10 protein-coding genes are annotated in these 11,645 nt (G+C 74.4%); 9 read left to right on the forward strand and 1 reads right to left on the reverse strand.

What is annotated here, in order from left to right:
- The first annotated feature begins 1 nt into the window (after position 1).
- From dxs to DMB38_RS34165, 3 genes are read left to right on the forward strand one after another with little or no spacing between them, the layout of a single operon-like run.
- A complete protein-coding gene (gene dxs, locus DMB38_RS34155) occupies positions 2 to 1,915 on the forward strand; it encodes a 1-deoxy-D-xylulose-5-phosphate synthase (protein ID WP_125938432.1) in 1,914 nt (637 codons plus the stop codon).
- Positions 1,912 to 3,291, forward strand: coding sequence for an aspartate aminotransferase family protein (locus tag DMB38_RS34160; RefSeq protein WP_125938433.1), 1,380 nt, complete (start codon positions 1,912 to 1,914; stop codon positions 3,289 to 3,291). Before dxs ends, DMB38_RS34160 begins: the two co-directional genes overlap by 4 nt.
- 30 nt (positions 3,292 to 3,321) lie before the next feature.
- Positions 3,322 to 4,527, forward strand: a complete 1,206-nt coding sequence (locus DMB38_RS34165) for a serpin family protein (RefSeq protein WP_125938434.1) — start codon at positions 3,322 to 3,324, stop codon at positions 4,525 to 4,527.
- 57 nt (positions 4,528 to 4,584) lie between these two features.
- Here DMB38_RS34165 and DMB38_RS34170 read toward each other — a convergent pair whose 3' ends face one another.
- Positions 4,585 to 5,376 carry a tyrosine-protein phosphatase gene (locus DMB38_RS34170; RefSeq protein ID WP_125938435.1) on the reverse strand — a complete coding sequence of 264 codons (792 nt, stop codon included), beginning with the start codon at positions 5,374 to 5,376 and terminating at the stop codon, positions 4,585 to 4,587.
- Positions 5,377 to 5,491: 115 nt separating this feature from the next.
- Here DMB38_RS34170 and DMB38_RS34175 point away from each other — a divergent pair, with 115 nt between their 5' ends.
- From DMB38_RS34175 to DMB38_RS34200, 6 genes are all read left to right on the forward strand, one after another.
- Positions 5,492 to 7,609, forward strand: a complete 2,118-nt coding sequence (locus DMB38_RS34175; RefSeq protein ID WP_125938436.1) for an alpha-galactosidase — start codon at positions 5,492 to 5,494, stop codon at positions 7,607 to 7,609.
- 103 nt (positions 7,610 to 7,712) lie between these two features.
- Positions 7,713 to 8,357, forward strand: a complete 645-nt coding sequence (locus tag DMB38_RS34180; protein WP_125938437.1) for a phosphoribosyltransferase family protein — start codon at positions 7,713 to 7,715, stop codon at positions 8,355 to 8,357.
- 166 nt (positions 8,358 to 8,523) lie between these two features.
- A complete protein-coding gene (locus tag DMB38_RS34185) occupies positions 8,524 to 10,212 on the forward strand; it encodes an ATP-binding protein (RefSeq protein ID WP_125938438.1) in 1,689 nt (562 codons plus the stop codon).
- 19 nt (positions 10,213 to 10,231) lie between these two features.
- Positions 10,232 to 10,618 (forward strand): roadblock/LC7 domain-containing protein, encoded by a 387-nt coding sequence (locus DMB38_RS34190; RefSeq protein ID WP_047020624.1) that lies wholly within the window; start codon positions 10,232 to 10,234, stop codon positions 10,616 to 10,618.
- Entirely contained in the window at positions 10,615 to 10,968 is a 354-nt protein-coding gene (locus DMB38_RS34195; protein WP_047019353.1) for a DUF742 domain-containing protein, read from the forward strand. Before DMB38_RS34190 ends, DMB38_RS34195 begins: the two co-directional genes overlap by 4 nt.
- Entirely contained in the window at positions 10,949 to 11,569 is a 621-nt protein-coding gene (locus DMB38_RS34200; protein WP_125938439.1) for an ATP/GTP-binding protein, read from the forward strand. Before DMB38_RS34195 ends, DMB38_RS34200 begins: the two co-directional genes overlap by 20 nt.
- Positions 11,570 to 11,645: the final 76 nt, after the last annotated feature.

Below are 11,645 nucleotides of genomic sequence, written 5' to 3' on the forward strand. Positions count from 1 at the left end.
GATGCCGCTCCTGGAGAGCATCGGCGGCCCCCGCGACCTGAAGGCGCTGCCGCCCGAGCGGCTGGACGAACTGGCGGGGGAGATCCGCGAGTTCCTCGTCCACGCCGTCGCCCGTACCGGCGGCCACCTCGGGCCGAACCTCGGCGTCGTCGAGCTGACCCTCGCGCTGCACCGGGTCTTCGACTCGCCGGCCGACCGCATCCTGTGGGACACCGGCCACCAGTCGTACGTGCACAAACTGCTCACCGGCCGCCGGGACTTCGCCCGGCTGCGCGGCAAGGGCGGCCTGTCCGGCTATCCGTCGCGGGCCGAGTCCGGCCACGACGTGATCGAGAACAGCCACGCCTCCACCGTTCTCGGCTGGGCCGACGGCCTGGCCAAGGCGAACGAGGTGCGGGGCGCCGGCGACCACGTCGTGGCCGTCATCGGCGACGGCGCGCTCACCGGCGGCATGGCCTGGGAGGCGCTGAACAACATCGCCGCCGCCCGGGACCGGCCGCTGGTCATCGTCGTCAACGACAACGAGCGCTCCTACTCGCCGACCATCGGCGGCCTCGCCGACCACCTGGCGACCCTGCGCACCACCGACGGCTACGAGCGCTTCCTGTCCTGGGGCAAGGAACTGCTCGACCGCACCCCGGTGGTGGGCAAGCCGCTGTACGACTCGCTGCACGGGGCGAAGAAGGGCTTCAAGGACGCCTTCGCGCCGCAGGGCATGTTCGAGGACCTGGGGCTGAAGTACGTCGGCCCCGTCGACGGGCACGACATCGCCGCCGTCGAGTCCGCGCTGCGCCGTGCCAAGAAGTTCCACGGGCCGGTCCTCGTGCACTGCCTGACCGAGAAGGGCCGCGGCTACCAGCCCGCGCTGGACGACGAGGCCGACCACTTCCACACCGTCGGCGTCATGGACCCGTTCACCTGCGAGCCGGTCGCCCCGCCCAGCGCGCCGTCGTGGACCTCGGTCTTCTCCGACGAGCTGGTACGCATCGGCGCCGAGCGCGAGGACGTGGTGGCGATCACCGCCGCCATGCTCCACCCCACCGGGCTGGCCGCGTTCGCCGCCGCTTACCCGGAGCGGGTGTGGGACGTCGGCATCGCCGAGCAGCACGCCGCGGTCTCCGCCGCGGGCCTGGCGACCGGCGGTCTGCACCCCGTCGTCGCCGTCTACGCCACCTTCCTCAACCGGGCGTTCGACCAAGTGCTGATGGACGTCGCGCTGCACCGCTGCGGGGTGACGTTCGTGCTCGACCGGGCCGGTGTGACCGGACCCGACGGCGCCTCGCACCACGGCATGTGGGACATGTCGATCCTCCAGGTCGTGCCGGGGCTGCGGATCGCCGCGCCACGCGACGCGGACCAGTTGCGCGCCCAGTTGGGCGAGGCCGTCGCCGTGGACGACGCGCCCACCGTCGTGCGGTTCCCGCGGGGCACGGTGTCCGAGCCGATACCCGCCCTCGCGCGTGTCGGCGGCATGGACGTGCTGCGCCGCGACGAGCGCGAGGACGTGCTCCTCGTCGGCGTCGGCGCCATGGCGTCCGTCTGCCTGGAGGCCGCGGACCTGCTCGCCGCCCGGGGGCTGGGCTGCACGGTCGTGGACCCGCGCTGGGTCAAGCCCGTCGACGGGCACCTGCCGCCGCTGGCCGGCCGGTTCCGCACCGTCGCCGTGGTGGAGGACAACTGCGTCGCCTCGGGCGTGGGCGCCGCCGTCGGGCGGGCGCTGCGCGACGCCGAATCCGACGTACCCTTGCGCACGTTCGGCCTGCCGGAGGAGTTCCTGCCGCACGGCACGCGGGCCGAGGTCCTGGCCGCGGCCGGGCTGACCCCGGCCCGGATCGCCGCCGCCGTCGGCGGGGTGCCCGCCGCCCGGGCCGGGGAGCCGGCCCGTACCAGGGAGAGGGAAGAAAGCACCCGATGAGCTTCGACATCGGGGCGCTGCTGGCCGAGCGCGGGGGAGAGCGCTACGACCTGCACGCCCGGTACCTCAACCACCAACTGCCGCGGATGCTGCACACGCTGGGCTTCGACAAGACGTACGTGCGCGGTCAGGGCGCGTACTTCTACGACGAGGAGGGCCGGGACTACCTCGACCTCCTCGCCGGCTTCGGCGTCATGGGCCTGGGCCGCAACCACCCGGTGGTCCGCAAGGCCCTGCACGACGTGCTCGACCTGGACCTCGCCGACCTCACCCGCTTCGACTGCCAGCCGCTGCCCGGGCTGCTGGCGGAGAAGCTGCTGGGCCACGCGCCGCACCTGGACCGGGTGTTCTTCTCCAACAGCGGCACGGAAGCCGTCGAGACCGCGCTGAAGTTCGCCCGCTACGCGACCGGCAAGCCGCGCGTCCTCTACTGCGACCAGGCGTTCCACGGGCTGACCACCGGCTCGCTTTCCGTCAACGGCGTCGAGGCGTTCCGCGACGGCTTCGCACCGCTGCTGCCGGACACCTCGGTCCCGCTGGGCGACCTGGACGCGCTGGCGCGGGAGCTGCGCGCCGGGGATGTCGCGGCGCTCGTGGTCGAGCCGATCCAGGGCAAGGGCGTGCACGCCCCGCCGCCCGGGTATCTGCGCGCGGCGCGGGAGTTGCTGCACAAGCACGGCGGGCTGCTCGTCGCGGACGAGGTGCAGACGGGCATGGGGCGTACCGGGGAGTTCTTCGCGTACGACCACGAGGAGGGCGTCGAGCCGGACCTCGTCTGCGTGGCGAAGGCGCTCTCCGGCGGGTACGTGCCCGTGGGCGCCACCCTGGGCCGGGAGTGGATCTTCAAGAAGGTCTACTCGTCCATGGACCGCGTGCTGGTGCACTCGGCGAGCTTCGGCACCAACGCGCCCGCGATGGCCGCGGGGCTCGCCACCCTGCACGTGCTGGAGGACGAGCGGCTCGTCGAGAACGCCCGGCACACCGGCGACCTGCTGCGCACGAAGCTCGCCGGGCTGATCGACCGGTACGAGCTGCTGCACGACGTGCGCGGGCGCGGGCTGATGGTGGGCATCGAGTTCGGCAAGCCGGCGTCGCTGAAGCTGCGCGGGCGCTGGACGCTCCTCCAGGCCGCCCGCAAGGGGCTGTTCGCGCAGTTGATCGTCGTGCCGCTGCTGCAGCGCCACCGCATCCTCACCCAGGTCTCGGGCGACCGGCAGGAGGTCATCAAGCTGCTGCCGCCGCTGGTGATCGGGGAGGCGGAGGTGCAGCGGTTCCTGGACGCGTTCACGTCGGTGATGGACGAGGCGCACGCGGGCGGCGGGCTCATCTGGGAGTTCGGCCGCACCCTGGCCAAGCAGGCGGTCTCCGGCCGCTGAGCGTCCGAGCGTCGTTGTTACGCTGCCCGCATGGGTGAGGAGATCCCGCGGTCGACGGTCCTCGCGGTGGGAACCATGACGGCGCGCTGGGCACGGGCCGCGGTACGAGACGGCCACGGCACGGTGTTCACCGCCGCGGGCCTGTGGCCGCCGGCCGCGCTGCTCGCCGGGGCGGCGGACGGGCCCGCCCGCGCGGAGCTGGAGGGCGCCCTCGGCGTACCCGCGCAGGACGCGGCCGCCGCCGGGCGCGAACTCCTCGCCGCCCTCGACGGGATGACGGGCGTGGACGCCGCGCTCGGGCTCTGGTTCCGCGGTGACCGGATCGAGCTGCGACCCGAGTGGGCCGGGCAACTGCCGCCCGGCGTACACGGACTGCTCACCGGCGACGCCGCGGCGGACCGGACTGCGCTGGACGCCTGGGCGGCCGAGCGCACCGACGGGCTCATCCCCGCGATGCCCGTGGAGCTTTCGGAGCGGACCCGGCTGGTGCTGGCCTCCGCGCTGCTCGTACGGACCGACTGGATCCTTCCGTTCGACCAGGAGTGGGCGGCGCCACTGCGCCACGGGCCCTGGGCGGGGCGCGAGGTGAACGAGCTGCTGCACGCCCACGGCCGGACCGACCGGCTGCGCGTCGCCGATACCCCGCTCGGCCCGCTGACGCTCTACGAAGTCGAGGGCGCGCACAGCATCGACGTCCACCTGGCCCTCGGCCCCGAGGGCGCGCCGGGCGGCGAGGTCGCGGGCGCTGCCGTCGAGGCGGTCGCCGGCGCGTACGGCCTGACGCCGGGCGGCGAGTTGCCCGAGGGCACGCGGGCGCCGGGGGTGCAGGTCGCGTACCACGCGTCGATGGACCCGGAGCCCCGGCTGGTCGTGCGCACCGTGCCGTTCACCGTGGCCGGCGACCACGATCTGCTGGCCATGCCCCGGCTGTTCGGCCTGGAGTCCGCCTCCGACGACAGCCGCGGCCACTTCCCCGGCGTCACCGGCAGCGAGCCGCTCGCGGTCACGTCCGCGCAGCAGGCCGCGACCGCCACCTTCACGGCGGTCGGGTTCAGGGCCGCGGCGGTGACCGCGCTGGGCGTCGCGGCGGCCGGGCTGCCGAACCGGGAGGCGAAGCTCGTGCTGGTTCGCTACGACCGGCCCTTCGCGTTCGTCGCCGTGCACCGCGCCTCGGGGCTCGTGCTCGCGGCGGGCTGGGTCGCCGAGCCGGCGGAGGCGGCGGCGGACATCGCGTAGCGGCGCCGCCGCAGGGAAGCGCCTCCGCCCGCCCGCCCGCTCGGACGGGCGCGGCGCTCAGCCGGTCAGCAGGCTGGCGCGCAGGCGGTCGCGGGTGGTGTGGCTGAGGCGAAGGGCCTCGTGGAAGTAGCGGTCGACGGTGCCCCAGCGCTCGGCGATGGTGGCGAAGGCCGCGCCCAGGTAGCTCGCCCGGGCGTCGAACAGCGGGCTGAGCAGCTCCATCACCTCCGGCGAGGTGCCGCCCTGCGCGCCCTCGCCGCGCTGGACCCGGTAGCGGCGGTGCTGCGCGTTGGACTCCAGGTAGTCCGCCTCGATCGCCTCCTGCTCGACGCCCACGGCCAGCAGCGCGAGCGCGATGGTCAGCCCGGCCCGGTCCTTGCCCGCGGCGCAGTGCAGCAGCGCGGGGGCGCCGTCGTCGGCCAGCGAGTGCAGGACCCGGGAGTGCTCGGCGTTGCGGTTGAGGATCATGTCCCGGTACGAGTCCTCCATGCGCGCCGCCGCCTGGCCGTCGCCGAGCAGCGAGCGCAGCGTCGGTATGTCGCCGTCGCGGACCAGCTTCCAGAACTCCTTGCCCTCCGCGGGGTCGTTGAGCGGCACGTTGACGTTCCGTACGCCCGGCAGGTCGACGTCGGGGCCGTCGAGGCGGATGTCGGCGGCGTTGCGGAAGTCGTAGACCGTGCGCAGACCGAGCGAGCCGAGGAAGGCGGTGTCCTCGGCGGTGGCGTGGGCCAGGTGGCCGCTGCGGTAGAGCCGGCCGGTCCTGGTCCGGCCGCCGCCGGTGGTGGGCAGCCCGCCGACGTCGCGGAAGTTGCGGACACCGGTCAGCTCCGGCTCGGTCGTCTGCGTCATCGGGGCTCCGTAGCGTCGGGAGGACGGGGCACTTCGACAGTACGACAAAGGCACGCTGGACAAGGATCCCCCCGGCTGCGATGTTGTGTATCTCTGTTGAGTTATGGGAGATGAGATGGTCGAGGTCGGTGGGAACGGTCGGCTCTGGCTGCTGTCGGGCCCGCACAGCAGCTACGCCCTGCGGCTGAACCGGCGCGACGAGTTGCTGCACCTCCACTGGGGACCGCGGCTCACCCTCGCCGACGCCGAGGCGCTGGCCGCGGAACCGGCGCCGCGCTTCCGCTCCTTCGAATCGCGCCTCGACGGCCGCGAGGAGTACCCCGTAGAAGGCGGCCCCCGCTTCGTGCGGCCCGCGCTCGCCGTACGCGCCGCGGACGGCGCCGGCGGGCGCGGCAGCGAGTGGGAGTTCCGCGGCGCCGAGACCGAGGGCGGCGTGCTGCGGCTCACCTTCCACGACCCCGTGCACCGCCTCGCCGTCACCCTGCACTACCGCATGCGTGCCGGGGCCGACGTGCTGGAGCGCTGGGCCACCGCCGTCCACGAGGGCGGACCCGGCGACCCCGCGCTGGAGCTGCTGCGGCTCGACTCCGCGGCCTGGACCCTGCCGCGCGCCGACCGCCGCCGCCTCTCCCACCTGCACGGCCGCTGGGCCGCCGAGAGCCTGCTCGCCCGCGCCGAGCTGACCCCGGGCGAGACCGTCATCGGCAGCCGCCGCGGCCACACCTCCCACCGCCACCTGCCCTGGATCGCCCTGGACGACGGCACCGCGGGCGAGGAGCACGGCGAGGTCTACGGCTGCGCGCTGGCCTGGTCGGGATCCTGGCGCATCGCCGTCCAGCAGCTCGACGACGGCGTCGTGCAGGCCGTCGGCGGCGCCGGGCACGACGACTCCGGACTGGTCCTGCTCGCCCCCGGCGAGTCGTACACCGCGCCCGTCTTCGCCGGCCTCTACACCGACGGCGGCTTCGGCGCCGCCTCCCGCGCCTGGCACGCCTGGCAGCTCGCGCACGTCGTACCGGACGCGCACATCCCCCGGCCCGTCCTCTACAACTCCTGGGAGGCCACCAAGTTCGACGTCGAGCTGGAGCACCAGCGCGAGCTGGCGCGGCGGGCCGCGGCGATGGGCGTGGAGCTCTTCGTCGTCGACGACGGCTGGTTCGGCTCCCGTACGCACGCGAAGGCCGGCCTCGGCGACTGGACGCCCAACCCCGACCGTTTCCCCGACGGGCTGAAGCCGCTCGCCGACGAGGTCCACGGCCTCGGCATGCACTTCGGCATCTGGGTCGAGCCGGAGATGGTCAACCCCGACAGCGACCTCTACCGCGCCCACCCCGACTGGGTGCACCACCGGCCGGGCCGCCGGCGCACCGAGTTCCGCCACCAGCTCGTGCTGGACCTCGGCCGCCCCGAGGTCAGGACGTATCTGTGGGAGCAGCTCGACGAACTGCTGCGCTCCGCGCCCATCGACTACGTCAAGTGGGACTTCAACCGCTCCCTCACCGAGCCGGGCGCGCACACCGACCCCTCGGTGCCGCACGTGCGGGGGCTGTACGACCTCCTCGACCGGCTGCGCGCCGCGCACCCGCACGTCGCCTTCGAGTCCTGCTCCGGCGGCGGCGGCCGGATCGACCTCGGCATCCTCTCCCGTACGGACCAGGTGTGGACCTCCGACAACACCGACCCGCTCGACCGGCTGCCCATCCAGCACGGCATCGGCCAGATCCACCCCGCCCGGGTCACCGCCGCCTGGGTCACCGACAGCCCCAACGAGCAGATGCAGGACCGCGTCAGCAGCCTGCGCTACCGCTTCGTCAGCGCCATGGCCGGCGTGCTCGGCGTCGGCGGCGACCTCGCCCGGTGGAGCGGCGAGGAGCTGGCCGAGGCCGGGCGCTGGGTGGAGCTCTACAAGCGGATCCGCCCCGCCGTCCAGCTCGGCCGGCTCTACCGGCTGCGGGAGCCGCAGGAGGGCCTGAGCGCCGTGCAGTACGTCCTCGGCGACGACCCGGACCGTGCCGACGAGGTCGTCGTCCTGGCCTGGCTGCAGTCGCAGCGCTACAACGAGTCGCTGCCGCCGCTGCGCCTCGCCGCGGTGGACCCGGCCGCGGAGTACGAGGTGCTGGCCGGCGGCGAGCCGGGGGAGGTGCTGCGGGGCGGGGTGCTCGCGCACCGGGGGCTGCACACCGGGCTGCACGGGGACCTCGACGCCACGGTGGTGCACCTGCGCCGCCGCTGACGGCGGCGGGTCCCGTACCCCCGGACCGTGCGCGCGAGGTGCGTGACGCCCCGGGCCGTCGCACAATGTGACGTGACCCGGGGGACCCCGACGGAGCGGGATCATGCGCTTCCACGACCGTAGCGAGGCGGGCCGCGCGCTCGCCCGGCGGCTGCGGGACGGCCGGCCCGGGGCCGGCGCCCCGCGGGACGCCGTGGTGCTCGCGCTGCCGCGCGGCGGCGTGCCCGTCGGGTACGAGGTCGCCCGCGCCCTCGGCGCCCCGCTCGACGTGCTCCTCGTCCGCAAGATCGGCCACCCGCACCACCCCGAGTACGGCCTCGGCGCGGTGGCCGGCGACGCCCCGCCGCTCTACGACCCCGACGCGCTCGCCGGCGCCGGGCTCACCGAGCGTGACCTCGCGGCGACCGCCCGCTGGGAAGTCACGGAGCTGCGCCGCCGCGAGTCGCTCTACCGCGGCGGCCGGCCCGCACCCGCGCTCGCCGGCCGCTGGGCCGTCGTCGTCGACGACGGGCTCGCCACCGGCGCGACCGCCCGCGCGGCGCTGCGCGCGGCCCGCGCGGCGGGGCCCGCACGGCTCACCCTGGCGGTGCCCGTGGCGTCGCCCGGCGGGCTCAGGGCCGTACGCGGCGAGGCGGACGACGTGACGTGCCTGTACGCGCCGCCGGACTTCGGCGCGGTCGGGCTCTGGTACGACGAGTTCGAGCAGCTAACGGATGCCGATGTGCTCGAACTGCTCGGTACTGGCTGACAAACGGTCGCGACCCGTTCGCTGAGTGATCGTCAACTAACGTGAGGTAGGCGTTGGTTGGACATGCGGAGAACCTATGCCAGCGGCAAGCGGAGCGCACTAAGCTGCTTGCGATGCTCAGCGTGACCGCTTGGCGTCACACAGTCGTTCGACCCTGAGGATGCTCATGGATCCAGCGGGACCCGCCACCGGCGGCCGGCGGACGGGATTCGTCCGCTGGTGGCTGATACCCACCGCCGTCGTGGTCGTGAGCACGGCCATCGCCCTGCCGCTCGTCTCCGCCGACGCGCGTACGCCCGTCGCCGTGTGCGGCGCGATCGCCACCCTCGTGGTCGCGTTCGCCGCCGCCGAGGCCGAGCGCCGCGGGCGGGCCGCAGGCGCGCCGTCCGCGGAGCAAGCGGACCACGAGGCCGCGTGGGAGCGCCGGCTCGCCGCCCAGGAAGCCGAGATGATCCGGCTCGCGGGCCTGCTGCCGCAGGCCGTCGCGCGGCTGCAGCGGGGTGAGTACGCCGAGGACGTGCTCGCCGACATAGAGGCGGAGAAGTCTCTGACCCCGCAGGTGCGCGCCGCCCACGCGGCCGCGTTGCGCTCCGTCGTCGAGGCGGTGCAGAACGCCGAGGACCTGCGCGTCTCCGCCGAACGCGGCTTCGTCAACATCGCCCGCCGGGTGCAGGCCATCATCCACCAGCAGGCGCGCAGCCTGCGGGAGATGGAGGACCGGCACGGCCGGCGGCACGAGTTCTTCGCCGACCTGCTCAAGCTCGACCACGGCACCGCGCTGGTCGGCCGGCTCGCCGACAGCATCGCCGTGCTCGGCGGCGACCGCCCCGGCCGCCAATGGGGCAAGGCCATCGCGCTCTACAGCGTGCTGCGCGGCGGCATGTCCCGGATCATCGACTACCAGCGCGTCGAACTGCACCCCGTGGCCGAGGTCGCCGTCGTCGGCTCCGCCGTCGAGCCGCTGATCCACGCCGTCGCCGAACTCCTCGACAACGCCACCCGCTACTCGCCGCCGCACGCCAAGGTCCATCTCTCCGCCACCGAGGTGCAGTCGGGCGTCGCCATCGAGATCGAGGACGGCGGCGTCGGCCTCAGCGAAGAGGCGCGCGAGCGCGCCGAGCACATGCTCGCCGAAGCCCAGGCCGGCATCGACCTCAACGACCTCGGCGAGACCCCGCGGCTCGGGCTCGCGGTCGTCGGCCGGCTGGCGCAGACGTACGACTTCCGCGTCTCGCTGCGCCCGTCCGCGTACGGCGGCGTGCGCGCGGTGCTCGTCGTGCCGCAGGTCCTGCTTACCACCACGCCCGCCACCGGCACCGCCCACGGCATCGGCGCCACCTCGGGACCGCGGCCGCTGCGCAACCCCACCCCGCCGCCGGCCGGCGTCGAGGGCAGCGCCGACGCGCGCGCGGGCCTCAAGCGCAGCCGGGACCGGGTGCCGCCGGCGCGGCAGGCGGGCCCGCAGCCCTCGCCGCCCGCGCACCCCGAGCCGGTGGCCGGCAGCCTGCCGCAGCGCCGCCGCCGTGCCCCGGTCGCGCCGCCCGCCGCCCCGGCGGCCGGCGGGCAGCCCTCCGGACGGCGTACGGCAACCGCGTCCCCGGCCGGGACCGAGAACGGCGCGGCGGAGGGCCGCGGCGTCGAACCGGGCCTGTGGCTCGGCGACTTCACCCGCGGCCTGGAGGGCGAGCCGCAGGGCGGGGACGCGGCCGCGGCCGCGGAGCCGCAGGAGCCGGGCGGTACCGCCCGCGGCGAGGACGAGGCGGCCGGGTCGATACGCCCGGAACGCTCCGCCCGCCTCCGGCACGGCGACGGAGCACCGGAATCGTCGAATCCATCATCGGGCGAGGAGGACTGACGTGGCGCAGCGAGCGGACATGGACTGGATGCTCCGGGATCTGGCCGAGAGCGTCCCCGAGACCCGGCACGTCGTGGTCCTGTCCTCCGACGGGCTGCGGATGGCCCAGCACGGCACCGAGCCGGACACGGCCGACCGGCTCGCGGCCGCCTGCGCCGGGCTGCAGAGCCTGGCGAAGTCGATCGCCGGCGTCTTCCCGAACAGCAACGGGAAGATGCGGATGCTGGTCATCGAGGTGAGCGGCGGATTCTTCTATCTCATGGCCGCGGGCGCCGGAGCCTATCTGGCGGTCGCGGCCGACGAAGGAGTCGACGCGGGCCTCATGGGCCAGCGCATGCGTGATCTCGTCGCTCGCATCGGGGCCCATCTGACAAGCCCACCGCGGAGCGACGGACAGGCCATATGAAGGAAGCGGACCACGAGTGGCACGACGACGGTCCCGAACGGCTTTACGTCATCACCGGCGGGCGCAGCGGCACCGCCGCCCAGGGCGCACTCGACCTGGTCACGCTCGTCATCTCCCGGACGCAGCCGGCGCCCGGGATGCAGCCCGAGCGCGCGGCCATCGTCCGGCTGTGCCGCGCGCCCCTGTCCGTCGCCGAGCTGACCGCCTATCTGCGCCTGCCCTTCAGCGCGGTGGCGGTGCTCGTCGCGGACCTGATGGCGGAGGGCGCGGTCGAGACCCGCTCCACCGTCCCGCCCGTGGCAGACCTGCGACTCCTCGAGGAAGTAATGGATGGACTCGAACAGCTTTGACGCCGTCGTGGGTCCGCGCAGCGAGGACCTCCTGCCCGCCTCGGCGACGACGTCGGTCAAGGTCGTGGTGGTGGGCGGGTTCGGCGTCGGGAAGACGACCATGGTCGGCGCGGTCAGCGAGATCGACCCGATGACGACCGAGGAGACGATGACCCGGGCCGGCGAGGGCGTGGACCACCTCGCCGGCGTGCCGGACAAGAGCGAGACGACCGTCGCCATGGACTTCGGCCGGATCAGCCTCAACGAGCGGCTGGTGCTCTACCTCTTCGGCGCGCCCGGCCAGCAGCGCTTCTGGTTTCTTTGGCAGGGCCTCTTCGAGGGCGCGCTCGGGGCCGTGGTCCTGGTCGACACCCGCCGGCTCGAAGCCTGCTTCGACGTGCTGGGCCGGCTGGAGGAGGGCGCCGTGCCGTTCCTCGTCGCGGTCAACCGCTTCCCGGACGCCCCGTCCCACTCTCTCGACGAGATACGGGCCGCGCTCGACCTGCCCGCGCACGTACCGCTCGTCACCTGCGACGCCCGCGATCAGGAGTCCTCCCGCAGCGTCCTGAAGTCCCTGGTGCGCTTCCTGCACTCCATAGCCCTGACCACGGAGGCGTCGTGACGACGGAATCCGATCCCGTACCGGCAGCAGACCCGCAGGAGCAGAGCGCCGGCCAGGCCGCGGCGCCACCGCCCGG

Source organism: Streptomyces sp. WAC 06738, assembly GCF_003945505.1.
Taxonomy (GTDB): Bacteria; Actinomycetota; Actinomycetes; order Streptomycetales; family Streptomycetaceae; genus Streptomyces.